Genomic DNA, 26916 nt, shown 5'->3' with positions numbered 1-26916 from the left:
CGGGTGTCAGAAGACGGGAGGACGTTTGGCCAGGAACGCCATGATGCCTTCGCGGTGCTCGGGGCTGTCCGCGTAGGCATAGGGATCGGGGTCGGCGAAAGGGCCCGGCCCCTGCCCCGGTGCGGTGGCCGCCGGGCCGATTGCTACATTATCAATAGCACCATGCCCTAGTGGAATATGCGCCGCAGGCCCTTTCAAGGCACGAAGCGTCTGCTTGTTCATGCGCGCCGCAGCGGGGGCGAGCGCGGCGATGCGCCGGGCGCTGGCCAGGGCTTCGGCGGCCAGTGCCTCGTCGGCCACCACGCGGTTCAGTAAGCCCCGCGCCGCCATGGCCTCGGCGCCGAAGGTGGCGGCCTCCAGCAGCATCTGCCGGGCGATCAGCTCGCCCACCGCGCCGGCCACCAGCTGCGCCTCGCGCGGGGCCATCGGAAAGCCCAGCCGCGCGATCGGCGCGCCGAAGCGGGCCCCCGCGCCGGCGATGCGCACGTCGCAGCAGCTCGCGATCTCCACGCCCGCGCCCATGCAGGCGCCGCGGATCGCGGCCACGATGGGCACGTCGCACGCCAGCATGGCCGCCAGGCCGCCCCACACGTCGGTTTCGTGGAAGTCGCGCAGCGCCTCGCGGTCGAAGCGGAACGCCGGGTACTCGGAGATGTCGCCGCCCGCGCAGAAGGCATCGCCCTCGCCTTCGATGAGCACGCAGCGCGCGCCGGCATCGGCCTGCAGCTGCTCGAACACGGCGCGCAGCTGCCGCCACATGGCGCGGGACATGGCGTTGAGCCGCCCCGGGTGGCGCAGCACCACGCGCACCACCCCGGGGGCGCCATCCGCCCCGCCGACCCGCTCCACCCCGATGTCACCCGCCATGTCCGCCTTCTCCACCATGTCCGCCATGTCCGCCATGTCCGCCATGTTCGCCGTTTGCCCTGGCCGCATCGGCCGCATCGCCGCCCCGCCCGGGGGCTCCGGTCAATCGAGCTTGGCGCCCGAATCCTTGACCACCTTCGCCCAGCGGCGAACCTCCGAGTGGACCATGGCGGCGAACTGCGTCTGGGACAGGCCGCCGTAGTCGGCGCCGTTCTTGGCCCACACGGCCTTCAGGTCCTCGGCCGTGCCCAGGCGCTGCGTTTCCTCGACGATGCGCGCCTGCAGGTCGGCCGGCGTGCCCTTGGGAGCCCACAGGCCGTACCAGGTGGTCACGGTGTAGTCGGGCAGGCCCACCTCGGCCGCGCAGGGCACGTCGGGGAAGGCCGGGTTGCGCCGGGCGCCGGCCACCATCAGCGCCTTGATCCGCCCGCCCTTGATGTGCGCGGCGGACGAGCCCAGCCCGTCGAACATCATGTCCACGTTGCCGCCGATCAGGTCCTGCAGCGCCGGGCCCGCCCCGCGGTAGGGAATGTGCGTGATGAAGGTTTTGGTCTGCAGCTTGAACAGCTCGCCCGCCAGGTGGTGCGAGGTGCCCGCGCCGGCCGAGGCGTAGTTGAGCTTGGCCGGGTTGCGCCGCAGAAAGTCCAGGAACTGCGGCATGGTGGTGGCCTGCACCGTGCGCGGGTTGACCACCAGCACCTGCGGCACGTTGGCCAGCAGCGCCAGCGGGATGAAGTCCTTCTCGATGTCGTAGTCGAGCTTGGGGTACATCGAGGGCGCGATCACGTGGTGCGTGCCGCCCATGAACAGCGTGTAGCCGTCGGGCTGCGCCTTGGCCGCGAAGCTGGCCCCGACGGTGCCGCCCGCGCCGCCGCGGTTGTCGATGATCAGCATCTTGCCGGTGGACTTGGCGAACTGCGCCGCGAACGGCCGCGCGAAGGCGTCCGTGCCGCCGCCGGCCGGGAACGGCACGACGAGGTTCACCGGCTTGGCCGGCCAGGGGTCGGCCGCCAACACCCGGCCGGTGGCCAGCGCCAGGCCGGCCGCGGCCGCGCCACGCAGCACGCCGCGGCGCTGCAAAGGGGAATGGTTCATGGTGTCTGTCTCCTGTCGTTGTGGGTCTTTGTCATGCATGCAAGGAAGGCGCGCTCATGGCGCCGGTGCCATCTGACCCGCGGGGCGAAAGGCTCGGGCGCTTTCTTTCATGGCGCGCACCGGCCTTTTTTCTTTCTGCCCCGCTCACACCGCCTCAGTCCCGGCACAGGCTCTCGATGTCTCCCGACATCGGCACGCGGCCCTGCGCCAGCAGGCCGCGGTGTTTGTCGATCCGCTTCAAATCGTAGAGATAGTTGACCATCAGGCCGAACGATTGCTTGAGGCCCTTGGACGACGGGTCTCCCGCCCAGTTCAGGCGCTCCACGCGCGCGCCATTGCCCAGGTGAAAGCGCGCCACCGGGTCCACCGGCTTGCCCTCGTGCAGCTCGCGCCCCAGGTAGCGCGCGGCGCACTGCAGCAGCAGCTGGCGCACGGGCGACTTCGGGGGCAGCTCCAGCGCCTTGTCGGCCGCGGCCAGCACGTGGGCGGCCTGGGGCGGCTCGAACCCCACGGCCTTGCCCAGTTCGGCACGGCGCTTGTCATCGAGCGCATCGAGCGCGGCGGCGCAGTGCTTGGACAGCCACGAGCGGAACCCCGGGATCGGCGACAGCGTGGCGAAGGTGCGCAGGCGCGGAAACTCCGCGTTCAGCGTCTCCACCACGTGCTTGATGAGCGAATCGCCGAAGCTCACGCCGCGCAGCCCCGTCTGCGTGTTGCTGATCGAGTAGAAGATCGCCGTGGTCGCCTTCGACAGGTCGGACGGCGCCGCGCCCTCGTCCAGCAGCGGCGTGATGCTGCTGGACAGGTCGGCCACCAGCGCCACCTCCACGAAGATCAGCGGCTCGTTGGGCAGGCGGGGGTGGAAGAAGCCGTAGCAGCGCCGGTCGCTGTCCAGCCGGTTCTTCAGGTCCGCCCAGCTGCGGATGTCGTGCACCGCCTCGTACTTGATGAGCTTTTCGATCAGCGAGGCGGGCGAATCCCACGACAGGCGCTTCAGCTCCAGGAACGCCACGTCGAACCAGGTGGAAAACAGCTGTTCCAGCTCGGCATCGAGCGCGAGCAGCCGTTTGTCGCCCTTGAGCTGCGGCAGCAGCTCGGCCCGCAGGTCCAGCAGAAAGCGCATGCCGTTCGGAAACACCGCAAAGCGCTGCAGCAGCCGCGTGCGCGGCGACACCAGCGCGCGGCGCAGGTGGATCTCGGCATGGGCCTCCTCGGCCGTGCCGGCCGCCGCCTCGTAGCGCTGGCGCGCCGACTTGAAGCGCGTGGCATCGGGCGCGAACTGCTCGCACAGCAGCAGCCACATGTCGCGGCGCTCCTCGGGCTCGGCCGCGTGGTACCAGGCGGCGACGGCCTCGGCGCGGCGCCCGCCCTCGACCTCGCTCACCTGCGGCGCGCCCACCTCCTGCAGGTCGGCCAGCAGGCGCCGCAGCGCGCGCGGCGACAGCGCCTCCTGGCCGCGGCGCAGCGTGGCCTGCAGGCGTTCGTGCGTGGAGCGCGGCACCGGCGCCTTGGCCGGGCCGCTGCCCGCGCCGTCGGCCGATCCGGTGGTCTTGTCAGCGGGGCGCAGGCGGGAGACGCTGCGCGTGATCCATTCCGCAGTGGCATTCATGGCGTGATCCTCGATGGGGGGTTCCGGGCGATGTCGCGCAGCGCGGCGCGCTGGCGCACGAGGTGGGTGCGCATGGCCTCCTCGGCCACCTCGGGAGCGCGCAGCTTGATGGCATCGAACAGCTCCAGGTGCTCGGCCAGGCTCTGCTGCAGCCGCCCCGGGGCGCGCAGCTGCTGCAGCCGGGCCAGCCGCAGGATCTTGCGCAGGTCGCCGATCACCTGGGCCAGCCAGCGGTTGTCGGCCAGCGTGATGAGCGCCTCGTGGATGGCGTGGTTGGCCGCGTAGTACTCGCCGATGCGGCCGGCCGCGGCGTGCTCGCGCAGGCGCTCGTGCAGCACCTCCAGCGCGGCCAGGTCGGCCTCGCTGGCGCGCAGGGTGGCCTCGTGCGCCGCACGGCCTTCCAGCAGGGCGATCACGGGGAAGATCTCGTCCAGGTCGCGCTCGGTCACCTCGGCCACGAAGCAGCCCCGGCGCGGCTCGTGGCGCAGCAGGCCCTCGGCCACCAGCACCTTGAGCGCCTCGCGCAGCGGCGTGCGCGAGATGGCCAGCCGGTCGCACAGCCCGATCTCGTCCACGAACCCGCCCGGGGGCAGTTGCCCGGCAAAGATCAGCTCGCGGATGCGCTCGGCCGCCTCGGAATGCAAGGACAGGGGGAGCGCGCGCGCGGTGGCGGGAAGGGAGGACATGAAAAAAGAGCGGCGGTGGTGGCGGTGAGTGGCTCGATCGACCTCGCAAGCGGTGGCAACGAAACGCAACCTGCCGGCATCGCGCGGCAATGTGCGTAATTTCACATAATTATGGCGATCACCCCGCCACTTTCCCATCAGGGATTCCCTGGGCCGCGAAAACCCCCATGCGGTGGCGCCTGCGCGGCCGATCAACTCCGCAGAAAAGTGGCCGGATCTGTGCGATGGTTGTCATTGCGGCCACCGCCGCGCCGCGCGACACTGCAGCGCATGACGCCACCCCGCCCCCGCCGCATCGCCTGCCTGCTGTACCCCGGCTTCATGAGCCTGGACGTGGTCGGCCCGCTGCAGGTCTTCGCCTCCGCCAATGTCGAGATGGAGCGACAGGGCCGCGCGCCGGCCTACGCCCTGCAACTGGTGGCCGAGGCCGCCGGCCCGGTGGCGTGCTCCGCCGGCTTCGCCGTGGTGGCCGACGCGGCGCGGCGCGATGTGGCGCTCCCTGGACTGGACACCCTGCTCGTGCCGGGCGGCATGGGCGTGGACGCCCAGCTGGACGACGCCGTCCTGCACGACTGGCTGCGGCAGGCCGAGCTCACCGCCCGGCGCGTGGGATCGGTGTGCTCGGGCGCGCTGCTGCTGGCCCGCGCCGGCCTGCTGGACGGGCGGCCCGCCACCACCCACTGGGACAGCGTGGACGGCCTGCGCCACGGCCATCCGCAGGTGCGGGTGGCGGGCGACCGGCTGCACACCTACGACCCGGGCGGCATCGACGGCGACGGCCACGTCTTCACCTCGGCCGGGGTGACAGCGGGCATCGACCTGGCCCTGGCGCTGGTGGAGCACGACCTGGGCCGCGCCATGGCGCTGGCCGTGGCGCGTCGCCTGGTGATGTACCTGCGCCGCCCGGGCGGGCAGGCGCAGTTCAGCCCCCTGCTGGCGCCCGATGCGGCGCACGCGCCCCGCCTCACGCCGCTGCTGGAATGGATTCCCGGCCACCTGGGCGGCGACCTGTCGCTGGACGCCCTGGCCGACCGCGCCTGCATGCCGCCGCGCACCCTGACCCGCGTGTTCCAGCGCGAACTGGGCACCACGCCCGCGCGCTACGTGAAGCGGGTGCGGGTGGAGGCGGCATCGGCCCTGCTGGCCCAGGCGCAGGCCTCGGTTTCCACCGTGGCGCGGCTGTGCGGGTTCCAGCACCCCGAGACGCTGCGGCGCGCCTTCCACAAGCACCGGGCCGTGAGCCCGCAGGCCTATGCCGAGCGCTTCGGCGCCGGGACGGCCGGCGCGGCCCGGCCGGGCTGACGCGGCGGCAGCAGAGAAAGCCCCGGGTCGCTGCGGCCGGCCCATCGCACCGCGCCACGGCTCGGCCGCCCTTCCCTTTTCCGTTTTTCATCTCCCTCACAGGTCCTGCCATGCTGCTTCGCAACCCCGCCATCCGTCTGCTGTTCGCCGGCCAGGCGCTCTACTGGTCGTGCTCCATCATCGGCATCACCCTCACGTCCCTCGTCGGGCTGCGGCTGTCGCCCTGGGGCGCGCTCGCCACCCTGCCGCTGGCGCTGCTGGTGCTGGGCAACCTGCTGGCCGTGTCGCCGCTGTCGCTGTTCATGCAGCGGCGCGGCCGGCGGCCGGGCCTGGTGCTGGGCGCCGCCTTCGGCGTGGCCGGGGGCCTGGTGTGCGCCCTGGCGGTGGCGGCGGGCAGCTTCGCGCTGCTGTGCGTGGGCACGGCCTGCATCGGTGTCTACCAGGCCTCGGCGGGCTACTACCGCTACGCCGCGCTGGAGGCCGTGGACCCGCGCCACAAGGGCCGGGCCGCCGCCTGCGTGGTGGGCGGGGGCCTGTGCGCCGCGCTGCTCGCGCCGGCCGTGGCGGTGGGCTCGCGCGATGCCCTGGCCACGCCGTTCGTGGGCTCCTACCTGGCCATCGCGGCACTGGCGGCGCTGGGCGTCGCCACCATGGCGCGGCTGCGCGAGGGCGTGGCGCCGCAGCCGGCCGCCGCCGGGCGCGCGGTGCTGCTCGCGCTGCTGCGGCGCCCCGCCCTGCGCGCCGCCGTGGGCATGACGGCCATCGGCCACGGCCTGATGATCCTGGCCATGAACGCCACCCCGCTGGCCATGGATGGGTGCGGCTTCTCCACGGCCCAGGCGGCCCGGGTGATCCAGTGGCACGTGGTGGGCATGTTCCTGCCGGCGTTCTTCGCCGGCCCGCTGGTGGACCGCTGGGGCAGCCGGCGCGTGGCCGGCGCGGGCGCCCTGGCGCTGGTGGGCAGCGCGACGGTGGCGCTGTCGGGCCTGGGGTTCGCGCAGTTCCTGGCCAGCTCGCTGCTGCTGGGCGTGGGCTGGAACCTGATGCTGATCGCCGGCACCACGCTGCTGTCCGAAAACCATGCGGAGCACGAACGCGGCCCGGCCCAGGCGCTGATGGAGCTGTGCAACGGCGGCATGGCCGTGGCCATGTCGTTCGGCTCGGGCGCGCTGCTGTCGGGCATCGGATGGACCGCCATCAATGCGGCCATGCTGGTCCTGCTGGCCGTGGCGCTGGGCCTGCTGTGGTCGATGTCGCCGCGGCGCGCGGCGGTCTGAGGCACCCCGGGTGCCGATTCGCCCCCAGGGCGTTTGCTATATTTTCAATAGCAACATGCCCTAGTATTTATTGTGCTGGAGGCCCCTGGGGCCTCAAGCCCTTTGCAGCACCGGCTGGCGCCGCGCCCACACCCACATGGCGATGCCGGCGACGATCATCGGCACGCACAACCATTGGCCCATGCTCATGCCCAGCGAGAGGATGCCCAGGAACGCATCCGGCTCGCGGAAGTATTCGGCAATGAAGCGGAAGCTGCCGTAGCCCACCAGGAAGGCCGCGGCCACCTCGCCCTGGCGGCGCTCGCGGCGGGCATAGAGCCACAGCAGCACGAACAGCAGCACGCCCTCCAGCAGGAACTGGTACACCTGAGACGGGTGGCGCGGCAGCAGCGAGCCGCTTTGCGGGAACACCATGCCCCAGGGCAGGTCCGGGCTGCTGAAGCGCCCCCACAGCTCGCCGTTGATGAAGTTGCCCACGCGCCCGGCCGCGAGCCCCGTCGGCACGCACGGCGCCACGAAGTCGGCCACCTGCAGCCAGGGCCGCTTGCGCGAATGCGCGAACCACACCATGGAGGCGATCACGCCCAGCAACCCGCCGTGAAAGCTCATGCCGCCCTGCCAGATGTAGAAGATCTCCAGCGGGTTGGACAGGTAGTAGCCCGGCTTGTAGAACAGGCAGTAGCCCAGGCGCCCCCCCGCCACCACGCCCACCACGCCGAGAAAGAGAATGTCCTCCACGTCGCGCCGCGTCCAGGCGCCCGGCCCGGTGATGGAGGCGAAGGGCTGGTGGCGCAGGCGCCGCACCCCGAGGAACATGAACAGCGCGAAGGCCGCCAGATAGGTCAGGCCGTACCAGTGGATGGCCAGCGGGCCCACTTGCAGGGCGATGGGGTCGATTTGGGGGTACATCAGCATGGTGGGCGGTATTGTGCCCGCCCGGCATGACGGTTCCGGCCGGCGCCCTGTAGCGGCGGCCGCTGCGGCGACGGCGCGGCGCGGCGCGCCAGCCGGCCAGGCGCTGCCGCGTTCCGTCCGGAGGACTTCGTCATCGCATTCCGCCGGGCGGGATATGGGCCGAATCGGGCCCATGCCGGCGTTTCGATTGCCTTCGATGCTATCTAATTAATAGCATCAGTCCCGCACACCCGGCCATCGACCCCGCTCGACCCGTGGTGGCGACTTCATAATTGATAACGCTTCTCATTATTCAAACCGCTTTCCGCCGCCCGGCGGTCCTCTCCCGGCCCTTCACGCCTGGCCACGGACCCCGGCCCGCCGGCCGCAAAGCACCCTCCTGAACACCATGCACCGACACGCCAGCCGCGCAGAACCCCGCTTCGCCCCCACCCCGCTCGCCCGCCTCGTCCGCCATTGCGTCGGCGCCGGCCTTCTCATCGCCGCCGCCGGCGCCGGTGCGCAGACCGCCGCCCGGACGGCGCTCGACGAAGTGGTCGTGTCCGATCAGGCCGAGGCCATCGGCGGCCTGCAAAAGACCTATTCGGGCGGGCAGTTCGCGCGCGGCGGCAACCTGGGCATCCTGGGCAACACCGACCTGATGAACGTGCCGTTCAGCACCACCAACTACACCTCGGAGTTGATCGACAACCAGCAGGCACGGACCGTGGCGGACGTGGTGATGAACGACGCCTCGGTGCGCACGCTCACCTCGCGCGGCGGCTTCGGCGACGACTTCCAGGTGCGGGGCTTCACCCTGTCCAACAGCGACATCAGCATGAACGGGCTGTTCGGCCTGGCGCCGTCCACCAGCATCCCGCTGGAGACCATCGAGCGCGTCGAAGTGCTCAAGGGCCCCGGCGCGCTGACCAATGGCGTGGGCCCGAGCGGCAGCGTCGGCGGCAGCATCAACGTGGTGACCAAGCGCGCGGCGGACGTGCCGCTCACGCGGCTGACCACCACCTACATGGGCAAGGCGCAGTTCGGCACCCACCTGGACGTGGGCCGCCGCTTCGGCGAAGACAACCAGTGGGGCGTGCGCGTGAACGGCCTGGTGCGCGGCGGCGAGGGCAACATCGACGGCGGCAAGCAGAACCTGGGCCTGGGCTCGGTCGGCCTGGACTACGCCGGCGCCCGCACGCGCTGGTCGCTGGACGCCTTCGCCACGCGCGGCGAAACCAAGGAATTCCGGCCCCAGATCAACTTCGCCGGCACGGCCACCTCGGTGCCGGCCGTGCCCGACGCGCGGCTCAACTTCTACCCCGGCACGAAGCTGCAGGACAACGTGAAGACGGTCATGTCGCGCCTGGAGCACGACCTGAACGACCGCACCACCGTCTACGGCAGCCTGGGCTACATGGACATGGACTACGAGCAGACCTTTCCGAGCGGCCGGCCCGACGCGCTGGGCAACTTCCGGGTGTCGAACGCCTACTACGACCAGTACACGAAGTCCAAGGCCGCCGACGTCGGCCTGCGCACGCGCTTCAAGACCGGCAGCGTCGGCCACACGCTGGCCCTGGGCGCGAACTACCTGAACCAGGAAACGGGCTACTTCTACGCCACCTCGGCCACGACCAACGCCTCCAACCTGTACAACCCCTCGCCCCTGCCCGCCATGACCGTGGCGCGCGGCGCGCCCGGCAAGAGCTCGGTCACCGACCAGTCGAGCCTGGCGCTGGCCGACACCATGGCCTTCCTCGACGACCGCCTGCTGGTGACCCTGGGCGTGCGCCACCAGACCATGGAGCAGGAAAACTTCACGCCCACCACCGGCGTCTCCACCAGCCGCTACGACAAGAGCGCCGTGACGCCGCTGGCGGGCGTGGTGTTCAAGCCCGCGAGGAACATCTCGGTCTATGCCAACTACACCGCGGGCCTCACCCGCGGTGCCACCGCCGGGGTCACCACCGCCAACGCCGGCGAGACCTTCGCCCCGCAAAAATCCAAGCAGCACGAAGTGGGCGTGAAGGTGGACTGGGGCCAGCTCACCACGCAGGCTGCCATCTACCAGATCAAGAAGCCCGGCGCGGTCACCGACCCGGTCACCAACGTGTACAGCTTCGGCGGCGAGCAGCGCAACCGCGGCCTGGAGCTGACGGCCTACGGCGAAGTCCAGCGCGGCCTGCGCCTGATGGCCAGCGCCGCCTTCAACGACGCCAAGCTCACGCGCACCGCAGGCGGCCTGAACCAGGGCAACAACGCCGCCGGCGTGCCGGACCGCACCTTCAACCTGGGCCTGGACTGGGACACCCCCTGGGTGCAGGGCCTGAGCCTGAACGGCCGCGTCATCCACACCTCGCCGGTCTATGCCGACGCCGCCAACCGCCTGCGCGTGGGCAACTGGACGCGCCTGGACATCGGCGCCCGCTACGCCACCAAGGTCTCCGGCAAGCCCGTGGTGCTGCGCGCCAGCCTGGAAAACGCGTTCGACAAGAACTACTGGGTGGTCAGCAACTACGTGACCGTGGGCGCGCCACGCACGCTGATGCTGTCCGCCGCCATCGACTTCTGACGCGGCAGGGCAACCGGCCGATGGCCAACGCACCGGTCAGTGCGCCGCGCCGCTGGCAGGCCGCTCGGCCCGGGGCTCCAGGCCCAGGTGCCTTTCATACACCTCGACGGTTCTGGCCATGCCTTCGACGGTCAAGACCAGCGCATCTTCAGGGCCCACGGGATTGCGCCCGCTGGAGAACACGGCGATCAACTGCTTCGGGCTGCTGGCCGGGGGAAGGCCCTGGCCCATCAAGACCCAGTCGCCCGCCAGCCGTGCCGTGCGGCCATTGGCATCCGGAAACGGGTGGATGCTGATCAGGCGCTGAACCGTGGCAGCGGCCCATTCCACTGGACTGGACTCGCCGCGCTCGACGCGCCTGCCGGCCGCTTCGAACCAATCGTCGAAGTGCGCCATTTCCGCGCCGACCTCTCGCTCATCGACGACCGCGGCGCTCGCACGGCCTTGGGGAAAGCCAGTCGACTGCCGGCGGAACGCGCCGAACCGGGCTCCGAATTTTTCGAAGGCCTCGGGGTCGTCGAAGGGCCAGGTGCCCTGCCCCAGCAGGGCATTGAGTCGCTTGAGGTGATCCGTGTCCAGCGGCTCGTTCTGCGCGATCCATTCCCGGACCTGGCGATCGGCTGCCCTCCAGTTGTCGCCCGCCAACGGCGTGGACTCCGCGGTGCTGGACAACCCCATCCGGGCCCGGTCGATCTCCAGGCGGGCCGCCTGGGCCTGCTGCGCTGCGCCAGCCCCGCCCGCCTCCAGCCTTTCCCGGACGGCGCTCCAGCGCGCCCGAACTTGCTGTACCCGGCCTTCCTGCGCTGCACGGACCTGCGGATCGAGCGGCTGGCTCAGCACCCTGTCCATCAGCCGGATCTGGGTGCCGCGGGTGGCGATGTGCACGTACTTGAAGTCGATGCCCCCGGGAAGGTGCTGCAGGCCCGGATTGCCGCTCACGTCCAGGGCATTCAGCCTCGGCAGATGCCCCACGGCGGACGGAAGGCGTGACAGGGCGCATTGGTTCAGCACCAGGCGCTCGATGCGGGGGCTTTGGTCGATGGCATCGGGCAACCCGGTCAAACGAGGATTGTTGCCAAGGTCGATGTCCTTGATGGCAGGCCCCAGCCCGCCCCTGGGCAAGCGAACCAGATCGCAGTCCTGCGCCTGCAGCACCTGCAGCTCCGTCAACGCCGACATCGACTCGGGCAAGGCCGTCAATCCTCGGTTGTTGCCGACCTCCAGCACCACCAGCTTCGCGGCCTGGCCCAGGTTCTCCGGCAAGCACTGCAGATCGCAGTCATTGGCCTGGATCCGCAACAATCCTGGCGCGTGGGCGAGATCGGATGGCAACTCCCGAAGCAAGGGATTGCGATTCACGCTGATGTTGCCCAGGTGGGGCAGCAGAAAGAGTCCCTGCGGCAGGCTGTTCAGATCGGCCTTGTCGAGATTCAAGACAAAGTCATCCTTTCGATGCGCCTTGAGAATGCGGTCTTTCACCGTCTGCGGGCCCGCCCAATCCCTCAAAAAATCCTCGAGCATGGCCCTTTGCAGGGTTTTGCTTTCGGGGATCGGTGGCCCGATGTCCACCCTGAACGCCGACGACATCCTGAGTGACGGCGACATCATGCGGTCCGCGCCGGGCTCGGCCAGGACCCTCGCGGCCGTTTCCGACATTCTCAGCCGGTCCATCGCCGGCCCACGGGGCTCCAAGGCAAAAGCCTGCCGAGGCGCAGAGGGGGCAAGGCGCGAATCACGGGCACCGGCCCGCGCAGGCATGTCAGGTGGGCGGCCGAGAGTGGGCCGACGCAATGCCGGCGAGCGGGTGGCGCCGGCACCGCCCGCCCCGTCCCTCCCTCCTTCCCGCGGTTCGACGGAGGCGCGGCGCCGTGACGACGATTCAATGGACGAGGGCTTCATCGTGCGACCTGCGATGCGCAAACCACGCACGTTAAGACGCGGCGGCAAATCCCCCGCCCTTGGTGCGCAGCATTCGCGCAAATACCGAACCGGCAGCCCCATCGAGGCACCGCCAATCCGGCGGGTGCGCGCGCCTGTGGCCGCACCGCCCGCAGCGTTCAGCGATGGAAGGGGTCCGGCCTACTCCTGCCTTGCGGGCTTGGGATGCAGCAAAAGCTCCAGCCGCTCGCGCAGGGCCTCGGGTTTGCGCTCGCTGCGGTTGATGGGTTCGCAAGCGCCCACCACCGATTCGCGCGGCCCGGCAGAGGCCTGCTGGTAGTGAAGCGTCTCGCAGTCGCACCGCAGCCGGGCCTTCAAGGCTTTCGTGCGCCGGTGCCGGACCTCGGCCACCCAGCACGCGTCGGCGCAGCCGCAGGAGCGGTAGGTGAGCGCTTCGCCCGCATGGGGCCAGTCCAGCGCGTATGCGCCGGTCGCGCCGGCGTGGGCGGCCATGCCGGCCGTGAGCCAGCAGGCCGCCAAAAGATAGCAACGGACGCGCAGTACGAAGCGCTGCATGTTCATAAGGCTTGGCATGAGATCCGCAAAAGGGGTGATAAGCGGCGTACTGGGGCCGTGAGCGCCTGCATTGGCCAGGGAATCCAGTGCCGACCGGTCAGGTGGGCCTTTCCGTCCATTCCTTGAAAGCCACTAGGCGGCGGTGCATGTCGCGTCGGTAAAACCAAGCGACGAGGGGCTCCACAAGCCAGGCGAGTGCGGCGGGCCTACATTGAAAATGGTAGATGAACCGAACTTCCGTATGACGCTCAGCCAGGCTTTTGAAGCGCCAGGTTCCACCGAACTTGGAAAGGATCCAAGGCCCTTGCGTCATCTGGACAGCCGCATGGGTCGGCGGCTCAAAAGAGATGTATCGGGATTCCATGCCGGAGCCTGCTTTGCTCTTGCAAAACGATCGCACGCCGACCGCTGCCTCTGTCCGCCCGTCGAGTAAACGCGCCTGCGCGAGATAGCTGTCCCATTCGAGCCGACGCGAATAGTCCTGTGATTCCCAGAAAAGGCGCGCTATCGGCCTGTGGATCTCGATGGCGACACTGACTCTCATGGGGAGGGGGATATGGTGTTGGTGCTGGTCACCGAGCGCATCCATGGCGAAATGGCTTTTGGGTGCGGCAACAGCTCAGCCACGTTGGCGATGCCCCGTATTGTGGTCCATGCCCGGCGCCACGGGCGCCTGCAGACAGTTCCCCAACGCGAACGCTTCTGATCCCGGTACGCATGCAGAGCGCCGGCCGGGGGGCATTCACCCGCGGGCCGGGCCGCCGCGCGATACTCCTGCCCTGATTCCAAGGAAAACACATGCAGGGAAACCCACAGGTCATCGATTATTTCAAGGACCTGCTGCGCGGCGAGCTGGCCGCGCGCGACCAATACTTCATCCATTCGCGCCTCTACGAAGACCAGGGCTTCGTGAAGCTCTACACGCGGATCGACCATGAGATGCAGGAAGAGACCCAGCACGCCGACGCGCTGCTGCGGCGCATTCTCTTCCTGGGTGGCATGCCCGACATGCGCCCGAAGGAATTCACCCCTGGCACCACCGTGCCCGAGATGCTGCGCAAGGACCTGGCCACCGAATACGAAGTGCGCGCCGCACTGCAGCAAGGCATGGCCCTGTGCGAGAGCGTGCGGGACTACGTGAGCCGCGACCTGCTGCTCGCCCAGTTGCGCGACACCGAGGAAGACCACGCCTACTGGCTGGAAAAGCAGATCGGCCTGATCGACAAGGTCGGCCTGCAGAACTACCTGCAGACGCAATCGGCCTCCGCGGACTGATCCTGCGCCCGGCCAAGGCGCGCACGCCAGGGCGGCGTGCGCGCTTTTCTTTTTTCAAGCCGTTCATGCCCCATGCCGGGTTTTTCATTGCCTCGGCAGCTATTCATTTGATAGCAAACCATCCCCGATCGACCGATCCGCTCCTTCGCCCGGCGCCGTGCCCTGGAGCGCCTGCACGAAGGCCACGAAGCGCAGCAGGGCCGGCCCGGCCGCGGGGGCGTTCCACACCAGCCGGGTTTCGCACTCGGGCAGCAAAGGCCCCGGCCGGCGCAGCGGCGTGGCCACGCGGCGGTAGACCACGCCGGTGCGCTGGAACTGCATCACGCTCTGCGGCACGAAGGCCAGCCCCAGGCCGGCCGCCACCAGGTTGACGATGGTCTGCATCTGGATGGCTTCCTGCGCCACCTGCGGCGAATGCCCGGCCGCGTGGTAGAGCGCGAAGATCGCGTCGTACACCGAGGGCAGGATGCGGCGTGGAAAGATCACCAGCGGCTCGGCCAGCACGGCAGCCAGTGGCGGGGCTTTCGCCTGCACCGCCAGCGGGTGCGCCGCCGGCAGCGCCAGCACCAGCGGCTCGCGTGCCACGCGCAGGCCGGCCAGGCCCGGCGGGGCGAATTGCGGCGAATGCAGCAGCAGGCCGGCGTCGATCTCCCCGCGCTCCAGCAACTGCAGCTGCACGTCGCCCGTGGCCTCGACCAGTTCCAGCGACACCTGCGGGCAGGCGCTGCGAAAGGCGCGCACCCACGCGGGCAACTGCTCGAAGCCCACGGTGGACACGAAGGCCAGCCGGATGCGCCCGACCTCGCCCTGCGCCGCGGCCCGGGCACGCGCCGGCAGGGCCTGGGCACGCGCCAGCACCTCGCGCACGTCGGGCAGCAGCGCCTCGCCGGCCGGCGTGAGCGCGACGCGGCGGCGCGTGCGGTCGAACAGCAGCAGGCCCAGCGCGCGCTCCAGCTGGGCGATCGCCTGGGTGAGCGGGGGTTGGGTCATGTGCAGGCGCTGCGCGGCGCGGCCGAAGTGCAGCTCTTCCGCCACGGCCAGGAACTGGCGCCACACGCGCAGCTCGATCAATGCGTCATTCATATGCCAAGCATATCAATGACCTCTTGAAAACGGATTGGAACCAATCAATCAAACAGCGCATACTCCGCGCTGCCCCAAAAGCCGCAGGCCCACCCGAGGCTGGCTCGGCGACACGAAATTTCCTCCCACGAAGGACGCCCCATGGAAAACAAACCCCTGCAGATCAACCGCCGCAGCGCCAACATCACCGAAGGCAAATCGCGCGCGCCCAACCGCTCGATGTACTACGCGATGGGCTACGAAGAAGGCGACTTCAAGAAGCCCATGGTGGGCGTGGCCAACGGGCACAGCACGATCACGCCGTGCAACTCGGGCCTGCAGAAGCTGGCCGATGCGGCCATCCAGGGCATCGAAGAGGCGGGCGGCAACGCCCAGGTGTTCGGCACCCCGACCATCAGCGACGGCATGGCCATGGGCACCGAAGGCATGAAGTACAGCCTGGTGAGCCGCGAGGTCATCAGCGACTGCATCGAGACCTGCGTGCAGGGCCAGTGGATGGACGGCGTGGTCGTCGTGGGCGGCTGCGACAAGAACATGCCCGGCGGCCTGATGGGCATGCTGCGCGCCAACGTGCCGGCCATCTATGTGTACGGCGGCACCATCCTGCCGGGCAAGTACAAGGGCCAGGACCTGAACATCGTGAGCGTGTTCGAGGCCGTGGGCCAGAACGCCGCCGGCAACCTGAGCGACTTCGACCTCAAGGAGATCGAAAAGCGCGCCATTCCCGGCACCGGCTCGTGCGGCGGCATGTACACGGCCAACACCATGTCCAGCGCGTTCGAGGCGCTGGGCATCAGCCTGCCCTACTCCAGCACCATGGCCAACCCGCACGACGAGAAGCAGAACTCGGCCAAGGAATCGGCCAAGGTGCTGATCGAGGCGATCAAGAAGGACATCCGCCCGAGCGACATCGTGACCAAGAAGTCCATCGAGAACGCCGTGGCCGTCATCATGGCCACCGGCGGCTCGACCAACGCGGTGCTGCACTTTCTGGCCATCGCGCACGCGGCCGGCGTGGAATGGTCCATCGACGACTTCGAGCGCGTGCGCCAGAAGACGCCCGTGCTGTGCGACCTCAAGCCCAGCGGCAAGTACCTGGCCGTGGACCTGCACCAGGCCGGCGGCATTCCGCAGGTCATGAAAGTGCTGCTGAACGCCGGCCTGCTGCACGGCGACTGCCTCACCATCGAAGGCAAGACCATCGCCGAGGTGCTGAAGGACGTGCCGGATGCGCCCCGCGCCGACCAGGACGTGATCCGCCCCATCGACCGGCCCATGTACGAGCAGGGCCACCTGGCCATCCTCAAGGGCAACCTGAGCCCCGAAGGCGCGGTCGCCAAGATCACGGGGCTGAAGAACCCCGTCATCACCGGCCCGGCGCGCGTGTTCGACGACGAGCAGTCGGCCCTGAAGGCCATCCTGGACGGCAAGATCGTGGCGGGCGACGTGATGGTGCTGCGCTACCTGGGCCCCAAGGGCGGCCCCGGCATGCCCGAGATGCTGGCACCCACGGGCGCGCTGATCGGCGCGGGCCTGGGCGAAAGCGTGGGCCTCATCACCGACGGGCGTTTCTCCGGCGGCACCTGGGGCATGGTCGTGGGCCACGTGGCACCGGAAGCGGCGGCGGGCGGCACCATCGCGTTCGTGAACGAAGGCGACTCCATCACCATCGACGCGCACACGCTGCGGCTCGAACTGAACGTGCCCGAGGCCGAACTGGCCCGCCGCCGCGAAGGCTGGACGCCCCCCGCTCCGCGCTACACGCGCGGCGTGCAGGCCAAGTTCGCCTTCAATGCCGCCAGCGCCAGCAAGGGCGCGGTGCTGGACGCCTACTGATCCAGACCGGCCGCGCGCCGGCCATTGCAAAAGACAAAGCCCGCGGCCGGTCAGGCGCGCGGGCTTTTGGTTGGAGGGGTCGGTGCCGATCAGGGCGGTGCGTTCAGCGGCGGTTGCGCGGCTGGATGCCCAGGGCTTCCTTGTTCTTGTTGATGCGGTCCTGCTTGCGCTGGTCCATCCGTTCCATGGCGCGGCGCTTGGTGTAGCCGGTGGCGTCGGCCCAGGCCCACCAGACGAAGGCCACGGCGAAGGGGGACAGAACCCACCACCACGACCACAGGGCCACGGGCCCGATCTCAAGGTATTTGAGCAGCACAAGAAGCACTCCCAGACCCAGCGCGTACATGGTGATCTCCTGTGCGGTACGGACTTTACGTGCCGGGGGTCAACCCCCGCCACTACAATTTCATTGAGCCGGATACTAACCCACAACCCACAGGAAACCCCCGATGAAGCGCACCCTGATCACCCTCGCGATGGCCCTGTCGGTGGCCGTGCCGGCCCTGGCCGACCAGGCCCTCGCCACCTCGAAAAACTGCATGGCCTGCCATGCGGTGGACAAGAAGCTGGTGGGCCCGTCGTATAAGGATGTGGCCGCCAAATACGCCGGCCAAAAGGATGCGGTGGACAAGCTGGCCGCCAAGATCATGAAGGGCGGATCGGGCGTGTGGGGCCCGGTGCCCATGCCGGCGAATGCCCAGGTGAACGATGCCGACGCCAAGAAGCTGGCCGCCTGGGTGCTGTCGCTGAAGTAAATCCATCCATCGCGCTGCCGATCAACGCCAACGCAAACGCCGCGCTGCACGGGTTCCGTGCAGCGCGGCGTTCGTTTTGGAGGGTCGGCAGGCAAGCTGTGCCGCCGACGCATCACCACATCAGATCGGGTCGATGCGGGAATCGACGCGCGGGGGCGTGCCGCGCAGCTGGTGTTCGAGTTGGCCCACGTAGGCCGCTGTGGTGTTGTCCGATTCCTGGGCGCGCTGGGCCAGGTGCAGTTCCAGCGCATCGATGCGCGCGATCAGGGCGGAATGGGACTGCAGGTTCTGGTTTTCGAGAAACGCGCGCAGTTCGGTGAAGCGGGAGGCTTCGGCCTTGTCGGCCAGGTCGCGCTGGGCCGTCATTTCCTTGGCGTGGCGGCGCGTCTCCAGCAGCACCGATCCTTGCAGCGACAGCACGTAGGCGATGAAGAAAATGCCCAGCAACACGGTCAGCCCCAGCATGAGCAGGCCCAGCGGGGCCTCGAAGGAGGTCAACCCCAGCGAGATGACGGATGGGGTGGCCAGCGTGGTCCAGTTGAGCGCGGCCAGCACGGCCATGGCGGCCACGATGAGCAGCAGCGCGATGGTTCTGAAATTCATGTCAATCTCCCGGAAGGTGTCGAAATCCGCAGCCTGGCAGGCGCGGTTGGGGGACGTTTTTAACCTGTGCGGGGGCGGTTATCGCGTGCTGGAAATTGAAACCGGCACTGTCCTACAGTGCGGGGCGGGCGTGAAAAAACCACCGGACGAGGGCGTGCGGTGGTTTTGAAAGCAAAAAACAGAGGCGCCTTACTGACTGTGGGGGGATATTGCCGTCACTCACATCGCCCGCGGCGATATGAGTGCCGTCAAACCCTGCGAAGCGCTTAGCGCCGGGCCGCTTTGCGGCGGCCCCCTGGATCAATTGGTTTCAGCCAATTGATCCAGGATCGCAGGGTTTTGGTGAGCACGTCACGCCGCGGCGCGGCATGAGTGCTCCCCGAATCCGGCAGCAGCTCCGCTGCGCGCCGATGGCGCTTTCTGATCAGTTGGTCTGCGACAACTGATCCAGAATGGCCGGATTCTCTAATGTGCTCGTGTCCTGCGTGATCTGTTCGCCCTTGGCGATGGAGCGCAGCAGGCGGCGCATGATCTTGCCGCTGCGGGTCTTGGGCAGGTTGTCGCCGAAGCGGATGTCCTTGGGCTTGGCGATGGGGCCGATCTCTTTGGCGACCCAGTCGCGCAGTTCCTTGGCGATGGCCTTGGCCTCGTCGCCGGTGGGGCGCGAGCGCTTGAGCACGACGAAGGCGCAGATCGCCTCGCCCGTCACGTCGTCGGGCCGGCCCACCACGGCGGCCTCGGCGACCAGGTCGGTCTTGGACACCAGGGCCGATTCGATCTCCATCGTGCCCATGCGGTGGCCCGAGACGTTCAGCACGTCGTCGATGCGGCCCGTGATGCGGAAGTAGCCGCGATCGGCACTGCGCACCGCGCCGTCGCCCGCCAGGTAGTAGCCCTTGAGCTCTTCGGGGAAGTAGCTTTTCTTGAAGCGCTCGGGGTCGTTCCAGATGGTGCGGATCATGCTGGGCCAGGGCTTCTTGATGACCAGGATGCCGCCCGTGCCGTTGGCGATGTCGTTGCCCACCTCATCCACGATGGCGGCCGCGATGCCCGGCAGCGGCAAGGTGCAGCTGCCCGGCACCAGCGGCGTCGCGCCTGGCAGCGGGGTGATGACGTGGCCGCCGGTCTCGGTCTGCCAGAAGGTGTCCACGATGGGGCAGCGCTCGCCGCCCACGTTCTTGTGGTACCACATCCAGGCCTCGGGGTTGATGGGCTCGCCCACGCTGCCCAGGATGCGCAGGCTCGACAGGTCGGAGCGCGCGGGGTGCACGGCGGCATCGCCTTCGGCCGCCTTGATGAGCGAGCGGATCGCCGTGGGCGCGGTGTAGAAGATCGTGCAGCGGTGGCGCTCGATCATCTGCCAGAAGCGGCCAGCGTTCGGGAAGGTGGGAATGCCCTCGAAGATGATCTGCGTGGCGCCCGCGGCCAGCGGCCCGTAGGCCACGTAGGTGTGGCCGGTGATCCAGCCGATGTCGGCCGTGCACCAGAACACGTCGTCCGGGCGCAGGTCGAACGTCCAGTCCATGGTGAGCCTGGCCCACAGCAGGTAGCCGCCGGTGGCGTGCTGCACGCCCTTGGGCTTGCCGGTGGAGCCGCTGGTGTACAGGATGAACAGCGGGTGCTCGGCGCCCACGGGCACCGGCGGGCAGTCGCTGCTCTGGCCCTGCAGCGCCTCGGCGAAGGTCTTGTCGCGGCCCGCCACCATGGCGCAGGCGGTGGCCGTGCGCTGGTACACGAGGATGCTGCGGATGGTGTCGCAGCCGCCCATGGCCAGGGCCTCGTCCACGATGGCCTTGAGCGGCAGCTCCTTGCCGCCGCGCATCTGGTAGTTGGCGGTGATGACGGCCACCGCGCCCGCGTCGATGATCCGCTCCTGCAGCGCCTTGGCCGAAAAGCCCCCGAACACCACGCTGTGCGTGGCGCCGATGCGCGCGCACGCCTGCATGGCGATCACGCCCTCGACGGTCATGGGCATGTAGATGAGCACGCGGTCGCCCTGCTGTACGCCGTTGGCCTTGAGCGCGTTGGCGAACTGCCCCACGCGGGCCAGCAGTTCCTTGTAGGTGACCCGGGTGACGGTGCCGTCGTCGGCTTCGAAAATGATGGCGGTCTTGTTTTCGACCGGGGTGCCGATGTGCCGGTCCAGGCAGTTGGCGCTGGCATTCAGCTGGCCGTCGGCGAACCATTCGTAGAACGGCGCCTTGGAGGCATCGAGCGTGCGGGTGAACGGCTTGTCCCACTGTAGGTTCTCGCGCGCCAGGCGGGCCCAGAAGCCTTCGAAATCCTGCTCGGCCTCGGTGCACAGCGCGTCGTAGCCGGCCATGCCGGAAATGCGCGCGGCCTTCTGCAGGGCTTCGGAGGGCGGGAAAACGCGGTTTTCCACCAGCACGGATTCAATCGTGGACGAGGACGCACTCATGGGTTTTGTCTCCTGGAGTCAACATAATTTGGCGGTACTTTCGGGGGCCGCACTTACATGCCACTGACGGATGCCGGCGGCCGCCAAAGGCTCCGATGCTACGCCTGTGCAGGCGGCGGGTTTCTGTCACAAGGCAAGCGGCCGGTGCTTCTAGAATCGCGCGAGTTTCATTTCTAGCGATTTTCAAGAAAACCCTCCCATGGCCTTCCCGCAACCCCCCGCTTCCCGCAACGGCAGCAAGTCCCTCACCCCGCTGGCTTCGCTGATCTTCGCCAGCCGCTGGCTGCAACTGCCGCTCTACCTGGGACTGATCGCCGCCCAGGGCGTGTACGTGTGGCACTTCCTCGTGGAGCTGTGGCACCTGATCGAGGCCGCGTTCGGCCACCAGGGCGCGCTGCAGTCGCTGGTGACCAGCATCGGCTACAAGCCGGGCGTGGAGGTCACGGCGCTCAACGAGACGGTGATCATGCTGGTCGTGCTGGCGCTCATCGACGTGGTGATGATCTCCAACCTGCTCATCATGGTGATCGTGGGCGGCTACGAGACCTTCGTGAGCCGGCTCAACCTGCAAAGCCACCCCGACCAGCCGGAATGGCTGGGCCACGTGAACGCCTCGGTGCTCAAGGTGAAGCTGGGCCTGTCGATCATCGGGATCAGCTCCATCCACCTGCTCAAGACCTTCATCAACGCCGCCAACTACGACGAGAAGGTGCTGATGTGGCAGACGATCATCCACGTGGTGTTCCTGCTGAGCGCCATCGCCATTGCCTACACTGACAAATTGCTGAACGTTTCGCACGAAAAGCACTGAGCGCCCACACCCTCTCCCACCGAGCCCCGGGAAGGCCCCAAAACAGGGGTCTTTCGGGGCTCTTGCCTTAGTACTCATTGGTCTGATTGCTATTAAAAATATAGCAAACCGGTATCCACCTAGCTCCGCTGCTGCACACGCGATTAACACATCGGGCAAACCCGGATCTTTTGACACAAAAACACCCAATAACTATACTTTTGGAGTGTTTTACAACCTGCAATGCAGGTAATCCGCTCTTTCCGGCCCGCAACGCGGCGTTTTCACCGGAGCGGATCCGCCAGGAAGACGGCGGCCCGGCCCCAGGCCCGGTCGCTGCCACCCTGGCCCATGGCCGACCCATTCGGCCCTGATGCCCCAAGGCGCCCGCCCGTTCATCGGGCTCGGCGCCGCGTGATCCCGGGAGTCCTCCGACCGACCTCTCCCGGCACGCCCCAGGCCCTTGCGCACCGCCTCGCGTGCCATTCGGGCCGATCCCGGTCACCTCGGTGCCCACCCTTTCGCTGCTGTTCCCGCGCGCCCTGGGCGTCCGGGTTCGGCTGCCGCATCAGGGTCTCGAATGCCCAGGCCTTCGCAGCCCCGCCCGCCTTCGGGCGGCCGGGGCGTGTTCAACCCGTTCCAACCGAGGGAGGACCCACACCGTGGCCAAACAAATCACCATCGAACATGTGTTCAAGGTTTTCGGCGATGCGCCGCAAGCCGCGCTCGAACTCGCCAGCCAGGGCCTGAGCAAGCAGGACATCCTGGCGCGCACCGGCCATTCCATCGGCGTGTTCGACGCCAGCTTCACCATCGAGGCGGGCGAGATCTTCGTCGTGATGGGGCTGTCGGGCTCGGGCAAGTCGACCCTCGTGCGCATGCTCAACCGGCTGATCGAGCCCACGGCGGGCCGCATCCTGGTGGACGGCCAGGACATCAACGCGCTGTCCGACCGGCAACTGCGCGCGCTGCGCCGCAAGGACATCAGCATGGTGTTCCAGTCGTTCGCGCTCATGCCCCATCTCACGGTGCTGGACAACACCGCGTTCGGCCTCGAACTGGCGGGCGTGGCCCGGCCCGAGCGCCAGCGCCAGGCCGCACTGGCGCTGGAGCAGGTGGGCCTGGGATGCTGGGCCGACAGCTACCCCGACGAGCTGTCGGGCGGCATGCAGCAGCGCGTGGGCCTGGCCCGGGCACTGGCGTCGGACCCGTCCATCCTGCTGATGGACGAGGCGTTCTCCGCGCTGGACCCGATCATCCGCACCGAGATGCAGAGCGAGCTGCTGCGCCTGCAGCAGATCCAGCGCCGCACCATCGTCTTCATCTCGCACGACCTGGACGAGGCCATGCGCATCGGTGACCGCATCGCCATCATGAAGGACGGCTACGTGGTGCAGGTGGGCACGCCCGACGAGATCCTGCGCAACCCGGCCAACGACTACGTGCGCAGCTTCGTGCGCGGCGTGGACGCGGCGGCCGTCTTCAAGGCCGGCGACATCGCCCGGCGCCCGCTCACCGTGGTGTCGGAGCAGCGCGACCGGGGCTCGCGCGCCGCGCTGCAGCAACTGGAGGAGCAGGACCGCGACTTCGCCTACGTGGTGAGCCCGGCGCGGATGTACCTGGGCACGGTCTCGGCCGACTCGCTGCGCGCAGCGCTCCAGGGCCACGTGGGCCCGCTGGGCCTGCAGCACGCCTATCTGGACGGCGTGGTGCCCATTCCCGTGGATGCGCCAGTGGCGGACCTGTTCGGCCAGGTGGCGCAGGCGCCCTGCCCGCTGCCGGTGGTGGAGGACGGCGGCCGCTTTCGCGGCGCGATCAGCAAGACCACGCTGCTGCGCTTTCTCGACCGCGACACGCCGCCCGTGCCGCCGGACCCGTTGCCGCCCGCGCCCACGCCCGCACCCGCCAATCCGCCCGCCAATGAAACATCCGAAAGGAGCCCGGCATGACCCAGTCCACCGCCCCAGCGCTCGATTCCACCACCAACCCCACGGCCGGCGAGTCCACCCCCTGGACGCCGGCCGCGGAGGCACCGCCCGCGGCCTCGGCCTCGCCCTGGGATAGCCCGGCCGCCGCGGCGCAGCAGGCGCCCGCCCCCGAGGCGGCGGCCGATCCCTGGGCCGCGTCCACCGCGCCCAGCGACGCCGGCAACACCGATTGGCTGAACGCCCCCGCCAGCGCCACGCCCGACGATGCAGCATCGGGTTTCGACCCCACGGCCGGCGGCTTTCACCTGCACCAGCTGTGGGACGGCAGCCTGCCCGTGGAGTCGTGGATCAACCACGGCCTGTCGTGGGTGGTCGCGCATTTCCGGCCGTTCTTCCAGACCGTGCGCGCGCCCATCGACGGCACGCTGGCCTGGGTGGAGGGCCTGCTCACCAGCGTGCCCACGCTGGCCATGATCGCGCTGATCGGCGTGCTCGCCTGGCAGTTCGCGGGGCGCGCGCTGGCCATGGGCACGGTGGTCTCGCTGCTGCTCGTGGCCATGCTGGGCATCTGGCCCGAGGCCATGGTGACGCTGTCGCTGGTGCTGACCTCGCTGGCCTTCTGCCTGGTGATCGGGCTGCCGCTGGGCATCCTGCTGGCCAGCAGCGACCGGGCCCAGCGCGTGATGCGGCCGGTGCTCGATGCCATGCAGACCACGCCGGCCTTCGTGTACCTGGTGCCGGTGGTGATGCTGTTCGGCATCGGCAACGTGCCGGGCGTGGTGGTGACCATCGTGTTCGCGCTGCCCCCGCTGGTGCGCCTGACCAACCTGGGCATCCGCCAGGTGCGGCCCGACCTGATCGAGGCCGCCCGGGCCTACGGGGCCTCGCCGCTGCAGTTGCTGGCCAAGGTGCAGCTGCCGCTGGCCATGCCGTCCATCATGGCGGGCATCAACCAGTCGCTGATGCTGTCGCTGTCGATGGTGGTGATCGCCTCGATGATCGCCGTGGGCGGCCTGGGCCAGATGGTGCTGCGCGGCATCGGCCGGCTGGACATGGGACTGGCGACCGTGGGTGGCCTGGGCATCGTGCTGCTGGCCATCACGCTGGACCGCATCACCCAGTCCATGGGCCAGCCGCGCCGCGGCGTGCGCCACTGGTGGCAGACCGGCCCGGCCGGCCTGGTGTGGCGCCTCGCCGCGCGGCGCGACCACGCGGCCCCGGCGGCCCCCGCAGCCGATGCGGCAACGCCCTCGCCTGCCGCGCAAGGCGGCTCCGGCGCCGCCCCGCAATGGGCCACCGCCGGCCGCTGAGCCCCCGCCCATCCCCTTTCAGAAACAAGGACGACGACATGACCTGCATCACCCCTTTCCTCCGCCCCTCGCGCTCCCTCGCCCGCACCTGGCTGGCCGCCAGCGCCCTGGCCGTCGGCCTGGCCGGCACCGCCGCTGCGCAGCCCCTGCCGGGCCAGGGCGTGCGCGTGCAGCCGCTGCAAAGCTCCATCGCGGAAGAAACCTTCCAGACCCTGCTGGTCGGCCGCGCGCTGCAAAAGCTGGGCTACGACGTGCAGCCCATCAAGGAGATCGAGTACGCCACCGCGCACGTGGCGATCGCCAACGGCGACGCCACCTTCATGGCGGACCACTGGGACCCGCTGCACGCGGACTTCTACAAGAACGCCGGCGGCGATGCCAAGCTGTGGCGCCAAGGCACCTATTCGCAGAACGCCGCGCAGGGCTACCTGATCGACCGCAAGACGGCCGAGAAATACCGCATCACCCACATCGACCAGCTCAAGGACCCGAAGCTCGCCAAGCTCTTCGACACCAACGGCGACGGCAAGGCCGACCTCACGGGCTGCAACCCCGGCTGGGGCTGCGAGGGCGTGATCGAGCACCAGCTGAAGGCCTTCGGCCTGGGCGCCACCGTCACGCACGTGCAGGGCAGCTACTCGGCGCTGATCGCCGACACCATCGCGCGCTTCAAGCAGGGCCAGCCCATCCTCTACTACACCTGGACGCCCTACTGGGTGAGCGGCGTGCTGCGCCCAGGCCAGGACGTGGTGTGGCTGCAGGTGCCGCGGTCCTCGCTGCCGGGCGCGCAGGCCGGGCAGGACACCGCCCTGCCCGACGGCAAGAACTACGGCTTCGTGCTGAACACCCAGCGCATCGTGGCCAACAAGGCCTTCGCCGAGAAGAACCCCGCCGCCGCGCGGCTGTTCGAGGTGATGCAGCTGCCCGTGGGCGACATCAACGCCCAGAATCTGGCGATGAAGAACGGCCAGAACCAGCCGGCCGACGTGGCGCGCCACACCGACGGCTGGATCAAGGCCCACCAGAAGACCTTCGACGGCTGGATCCAGCAGGCACTCGCCGCGGCCAAGCCCTAAGGCGGCGCGCAGGTCCCGGGCACGCGCTGCCCGAGGGCATCACGCCGCGCCATCGGCCTGCGCCTGGAAGGCCCGCGTGAAGTCGCAGCACGACTGCGCCAGCATGATGATCGAGGCGGCCAGCGCGCTGCGGTGCTCGCCCTTGTGCATGGCCACGTAGGGCACGCTGGGCAGCGCGGGCACCACGTCGATCACGGCCAGCATGCCCGCCGCGATGAGCGGCGCCAGGCAGTGCCGGGGCAGGTAGGCCACGCCCAGGCCCGATACGGTGAGGCCCGTGAGCGCGACGAGGTTGCTCACCACGATGGCGTCGGCCAGTTCCACCCCGCGCTCCTTCATCCACGCGTCGTAGAGCCGCCCGGTGCCCGAGGCGTTGCCCTGCACCAGCAGGCGGTGGCGCGCCAGTTCGTGCAGCCGCACCGTGCCGGCCGGCACCAGCCCGGGCTTGCACATCCACGCGCTTTCCACCTGGCCGATGGCCTTGGCCGGCAGGCGCGCATCGGCGAAGGCATCGGGCACGATGATGAGATCCAGCTCGTCGGCCAGCAGCTTGTCGCGCAGGGGCAGGCTGCCGTCCACATCGGGCTCCAGCGTCACCTTGGGGTAGTGCTGCTGCACCAGGGCGACCAGCCGCGGCAACCAGGTCATCGCGGTGAGTTCGGTCACGCCGATGCGCAGGCGCCGCTCGATCACGCCGGGCTTGCCGAACTGCTCCACCGCCGCATCGCGCTGGCGCAGCAGCTTGCGGGCGAGCACGAACATCTCCTCGCCTTTTTCGGTCAGCCGCGCCGTGCGCTGGCTGCGGTCGAACAGCGGCGTGTCGAAGAGCAGCTCCAGCTCGTGCACCCGTTTGGACACGGCCGACTGCGAGGTGTGCAGCTTCTGGGCCGCCTGCGCGAAGCCGCCGAGCTGGCCGATCCAGTACAGCGCTTCGAGTTGCTTGAAGGTCATCATGGCGGGGATTTCAGAACACTTTTATTCATCCGATTCGAGCACAAAAAATCGCTTTTTCAAAAGCGTTGGCGCTTTGAGAATGCCTTTCAGCCCCTCGCACTTCCCGAGGTTCTCGCGCCCTCTTCCGA

23 protein-coding genes are annotated in these 26916 nt (G+C 69.0%); 10 read left to right on the top strand and 13 right to left on the bottom strand.

What is annotated here, in order from left to right; all coding sequences use genetic code 11:
- Positions 1-6: 6 nt before the first annotated feature.
- The 4 genes from AVTE2539_RS06010 to AVTE2539_RS05995 form a co-directional block, all read right to left on the bottom strand.
- On the bottom strand, positions 7-867 hold the full coding sequence (locus AVTE2539_RS06010) for an enoyl-CoA hydratase/isomerase family protein (protein WP_284409452.1): 861 nt from the start codon (positions 865-867) through the stop codon (positions 7-9).
- A gap of 102 nt (positions 868-969) precedes the next feature.
- Entirely contained in the window at positions 970-1962 is a 993-nt protein-coding gene (locus AVTE2539_RS06005) for a Bug family tripartite tricarboxylate transporter substrate binding protein (protein WP_284408884.1), read from the bottom strand.
- Positions 1963-2116: 154 nt separating this feature from the next.
- On the bottom strand, positions 2117-3571 hold the full coding sequence (locus AVTE2539_RS06000; RefSeq protein ID WP_284408882.1) for a malonyl-CoA decarboxylase: 1455 nt from the start codon (positions 3569-3571) through the stop codon (positions 2117-2119).
- Complete coding sequence (locus tag AVTE2539_RS05995) at positions 3568-4257, bottom strand: GntR family transcriptional regulator (RefSeq protein WP_284408880.1); 690 nt, start codon at positions 4255-4257, stop codon at positions 3568-3570. Before AVTE2539_RS05995 ends, AVTE2539_RS06000 begins: the two co-directional genes overlap by 4 nt.
- 270 nt (positions 4258-4527) lie before the next feature.
- On the opposite strand from AVTE2539_RS05995, the gene AVTE2539_RS05990 reads away from it, so the two are divergent.
- Positions 4528-5559, top strand: a complete 1032-nt coding sequence (locus tag AVTE2539_RS05990; protein ID WP_284408878.1) for a GlxA family transcriptional regulator — start codon at positions 4528-4530, stop codon at positions 5557-5559.
- A 110-nt stretch (positions 5560-5669) separates the two neighbouring features.
- Positions 5670-6836, top strand: a complete 1167-nt coding sequence (locus tag AVTE2539_RS05985; protein ID WP_284408876.1) for an MFS transporter — start codon at positions 5670-5672, stop codon at positions 6834-6836.
- Between the two features lie 93 nt (positions 6837-6929).
- Here AVTE2539_RS05985 and lgt read toward each other — a convergent pair whose 3' ends face one another.
- Positions 6930-7751 (bottom strand): prolipoprotein diacylglyceryl transferase, encoded by an 822-nt coding sequence (gene lgt, locus AVTE2539_RS05980; protein WP_284399163.1) that lies wholly within the window; start codon positions 7749-7751, stop codon positions 6930-6932.
- Between the two features lie 388 nt (positions 7752-8139).
- Between lgt and AVTE2539_RS05975 the strand changes: the two genes are divergently transcribed.
- Positions 8140-10305 (top strand): TonB-dependent receptor, encoded by a 2166-nt coding sequence (locus AVTE2539_RS05975; RefSeq protein ID WP_284408874.1) that lies wholly within the window; start codon positions 8140-8142, stop codon positions 10303-10305.
- A 36-nt stretch (positions 10306-10341) separates the two neighbouring features.
- Here the strand turns inward: AVTE2539_RS05975 and AVTE2539_RS05970 are convergent, their stop codons facing one another.
- The 3 genes from AVTE2539_RS05970 to AVTE2539_RS05960 all read right to left on the bottom strand — a co-directional run bounded on the left by AVTE2539_RS05970 (position 10342) and on the right by AVTE2539_RS05960 (position 13303).
- Entirely contained in the window at positions 10342-11739 is a 1398-nt protein-coding gene (locus AVTE2539_RS05970) for a Fic family protein (RefSeq protein WP_284408872.1), read from the bottom strand.
- A gap of 645 nt (positions 11740-12384) precedes the next feature.
- Entirely contained in the window at positions 12385-12759 is a 375-nt protein-coding gene (locus AVTE2539_RS05965; protein WP_284408871.1) for a hypothetical protein, read from the bottom strand.
- 97 nt (positions 12760-12856) lie between these two features.
- On the bottom strand, positions 12857-13303 hold the full coding sequence (locus AVTE2539_RS05960; protein ID WP_284408869.1) for a type II toxin-antitoxin system RatA family toxin: 447 nt from the start codon (positions 13301-13303) through the stop codon (positions 12857-12859).
- 254 nt (positions 13304-13557) lie between these two features.
- On the opposite strand from AVTE2539_RS05960, the gene bfr reads away from it, so the two are divergent.
- Positions 13558-14034 (top strand): bacterioferritin, encoded by a 477-nt coding sequence (gene bfr, locus AVTE2539_RS05955; protein WP_272548335.1) that lies wholly within the window; start codon positions 13558-13560, stop codon positions 14032-14034.
- Between the two features lie 99 nt (positions 14035-14133).
- Here bfr and AVTE2539_RS05950 read toward each other — a convergent pair whose 3' ends face one another.
- Positions 14134-15117 (bottom strand): LysR family transcriptional regulator, encoded by a 984-nt coding sequence (locus AVTE2539_RS05950; protein WP_284408867.1) that lies wholly within the window; start codon positions 15115-15117, stop codon positions 14134-14136.
- A gap of 141 nt (positions 15118-15258) precedes the next feature.
- On the opposite strand from AVTE2539_RS05950, the gene ilvD reads away from it, so the two are divergent.
- Complete coding sequence (ilvD, locus tag AVTE2539_RS05945) at positions 15259-16953, top strand: dihydroxy-acid dehydratase (protein WP_272564179.1); 1695 nt, start codon at positions 15259-15261, stop codon at positions 16951-16953.
- A 103-nt stretch (positions 16954-17056) separates the two neighbouring features.
- Here the strand turns inward: ilvD and AVTE2539_RS05940 are convergent, their stop codons facing one another.
- Positions 17057-17299: a TIGR04438 family Trp-rich protein gene (locus AVTE2539_RS05940; RefSeq protein ID WP_284399149.1), complete on the bottom strand. Its 243-nt coding sequence runs from the start codon at positions 17297-17299 to the stop codon at positions 17057-17059.
- Between the two features lie 103 nt (positions 17300-17402).
- On the opposite strand from AVTE2539_RS05940, the gene AVTE2539_RS05935 reads away from it, so the two are divergent.
- A complete protein-coding gene (locus AVTE2539_RS05935) occupies positions 17403-17708 on the top strand; it encodes a c-type cytochrome (protein ID WP_272564181.1) in 306 nt (101 codons plus the stop codon).
- Positions 17709-17828: 120 nt separating this feature from the next.
- Here AVTE2539_RS05935 and AVTE2539_RS05930 read toward each other — a convergent pair whose 3' ends face one another.
- Together AVTE2539_RS05930 and acs are read right to left on the bottom strand one after the other, a co-directional pair.
- Positions 17829-18311: a LapA family protein gene (locus AVTE2539_RS05930; RefSeq protein ID WP_284399141.1), complete on the bottom strand. Its 483-nt coding sequence runs from the start codon at positions 18309-18311 to the stop codon at positions 17829-17831.
- 424 nt (positions 18312-18735) lie between these two features.
- Positions 18736-20730 (bottom strand): acetate--CoA ligase, encoded by a 1995-nt coding sequence (gene acs / locus AVTE2539_RS05925; protein ID WP_284408865.1) that lies wholly within the window; start codon positions 20728-20730, stop codon positions 18736-18738.
- 199 nt (positions 20731-20929) lie between these two features.
- On the opposite strand from acs, the gene AVTE2539_RS05920 reads away from it, so the two are divergent.
- The 4 genes from AVTE2539_RS05920 (at position 20930) to proX (ending at position 25834) form a co-directional block, all read left to right on the top strand.
- The gene (locus AVTE2539_RS05920; RefSeq protein ID WP_272548342.1) at positions 20930-21541 is read left to right on the top strand and encodes a TIGR00645 family protein; all 612 of its coding nucleotides are present in this window, start codon (positions 20930-20932) and stop codon (positions 21539-21541) included.
- Between the two features lie 641 nt (positions 21542-22182).
- Positions 22183-23469 carry a glycine betaine/L-proline ABC transporter ATP-binding protein ProV gene (gene proV, locus AVTE2539_RS05915; protein ID WP_284408863.1) on the top strand — a complete coding sequence of 429 codons (1287 nt, stop codon included), beginning with the start codon at positions 22183-22185 and terminating at the stop codon, positions 23467-23469.
- The gene (gene proW, locus AVTE2539_RS05910; protein ID WP_284408861.1) at positions 23466-24758 is read left to right on the top strand and encodes a glycine betaine/L-proline ABC transporter permease ProW; all 1293 of its coding nucleotides are present in this window, start codon (positions 23466-23468) and stop codon (positions 24756-24758) included. The genes proV and proW overlap by 4 nt, the downstream gene beginning before the upstream one ends.
- A 38-nt stretch (positions 24759-24796) precedes the next feature.
- The gene (gene proX / locus AVTE2539_RS05905) at positions 24797-25834 is read left to right on the top strand and encodes a glycine betaine/L-proline ABC transporter substrate-binding protein ProX (RefSeq protein ID WP_284408860.1); all 1038 of its coding nucleotides are present in this window, start codon (positions 24797-24799) and stop codon (positions 25832-25834) included.
- 39 nt (positions 25835-25873) lie between these two features.
- Here the strand turns inward: proX and AVTE2539_RS05900 are convergent, their stop codons facing one another.
- Positions 25874-26785 (bottom strand): LysR family transcriptional regulator, encoded by a 912-nt coding sequence (locus AVTE2539_RS05900; RefSeq protein WP_272553302.1) that lies wholly within the window; start codon positions 26783-26785, stop codon positions 25874-25876.
- Positions 26786-26916 lie beyond the last annotated feature (131 nt).

This window comes from Acidovorax sp. SUPP2539, assembly GCF_030158975.1.
Taxonomy (GTDB): domain Bacteria; phylum Pseudomonadota; class Gammaproteobacteria; order Burkholderiales; family Burkholderiaceae_C; genus Paracidovorax.
The sequence above is the reverse complement of the archived record's forward strand: the minus strand, read 5'-3'. Positions and strand labels throughout refer to the sequence as shown.

What these genes read in the sequence shown, in the direction of transcription:
- proW (WP_284408861.1), top strand. Translation starts at nt 23,466, where the DNA reads ATGACCCAGTCCACCGCCCCAGCGCTCGATTCCACCACCAACCCCACG.
- AVTE2539_RS05975 (WP_284408874.1), top strand. Translation starts at nt 8,140, where the DNA reads ATGCACCGACACGCCAGCCGCGCAGAACCCCGCTTCGCCCCCACCCCG.
- lgt (WP_284399163.1), bottom strand. Translation starts at nt 7,751, where the DNA reads ATGCTGATGTACCCCCAAATCGACCCCATCGCCCTGCAAGTGGGCCCG.
- AVTE2539_RS06005 (WP_284408884.1), bottom strand. Translation starts at nt 1,962, where the DNA reads ATGAACCATTCCCCTTTGCAGCGCCGCGGCGTGCTGCGTGGCGCGGCC.
- ilvD (WP_272564179.1), top strand. Translation starts at nt 15,259, where the DNA reads ATGGAAAACAAACCCCTGCAGATCAACCGCCGCAGCGCCAACATCACC.
- AVTE2539_RS06010 (WP_284409452.1), bottom strand. Translation starts at nt 867, where the DNA reads ATGGCGGGTGACATCGGGGTGGAGCGGGTCGGCGGGGCGGATGGCGCC.
- AVTE2539_RS05920 (WP_272548342.1), top strand. Translation starts at nt 20,930, where the DNA reads ATGGCCTTCCCGCAACCCCCCGCTTCCCGCAACGGCAGCAAGTCCCTC.
- acs (WP_284408865.1), bottom strand. Translation starts at nt 20,730, where the DNA reads ATGAGTGCGTCCTCGTCCACGATTGAATCCGTGCTGGTGGAAAACCGC.
- AVTE2539_RS05900 (WP_272553302.1), bottom strand. Translation starts at nt 26,785, where the DNA reads ATGACCTTCAAGCAACTCGAAGCGCTGTACTGGATCGGCCAGCTCGGC.
- AVTE2539_RS05990 (WP_284408878.1), top strand. Translation starts at nt 4,528, where the DNA reads ATGACGCCACCCCGCCCCCGCCGCATCGCCTGCCTGCTGTACCCCGGC.
- AVTE2539_RS05935 (WP_272564181.1), top strand. Translation starts at nt 17,403, where the DNA reads ATGAAGCGCACCCTGATCACCCTCGCGATGGCCCTGTCGGTGGCCGTG.
- proX (WP_284408860.1), top strand. Translation starts at nt 24,797, where the DNA reads ATGACCTGCATCACCCCTTTCCTCCGCCCCTCGCGCTCCCTCGCCCGC.
- AVTE2539_RS05930 (WP_284399141.1), bottom strand. Translation starts at nt 18,311, where the DNA reads ATGAATTTCAGAACCATCGCGCTGCTGCTCATCGTGGCCGCCATGGCC.
- AVTE2539_RS05950 (WP_284408867.1), bottom strand. Translation starts at nt 15,117, where the DNA reads ATGAATGACGCATTGATCGAGCTGCGCGTGTGGCGCCAGTTCCTGGCC.
- AVTE2539_RS05960 (WP_284408869.1), bottom strand. Translation starts at nt 13,303, where the DNA reads ATGAGAGTCAGTGTCGCCATCGAGATCCACAGGCCGATAGCGCGCCTT.
- AVTE2539_RS05995 (WP_284408880.1), bottom strand. Translation starts at nt 4,257, where the DNA reads ATGTCCTCCCTTCCCGCCACCGCGCGCGCGCTCCCCCTGTCCTTGCAT.
- AVTE2539_RS05985 (WP_284408876.1), top strand. Translation starts at nt 5,670, where the DNA reads ATGCTGCTTCGCAACCCCGCCATCCGTCTGCTGTTCGCCGGCCAGGCG.
- AVTE2539_RS06000 (WP_284408882.1), bottom strand. Translation starts at nt 3,571, where the DNA reads ATGAATGCCACTGCGGAATGGATCACGCGCAGCGTCTCCCGCCTGCGC.
- bfr (WP_272548335.1), top strand. Translation starts at nt 13,558, where the DNA reads ATGCAGGGAAACCCACAGGTCATCGATTATTTCAAGGACCTGCTGCGC.
- AVTE2539_RS05965 (WP_284408871.1), bottom strand. Translation starts at nt 12,759, where the DNA reads ATGCAGCGCTTCGTACTGCGCGTCCGTTGCTATCTTTTGGCGGCCTGC.
- AVTE2539_RS05940 (WP_284399149.1), bottom strand. Translation starts at nt 17,299, where the DNA reads ATGTACGCGCTGGGTCTGGGAGTGCTTCTTGTGCTGCTCAAATACCTT.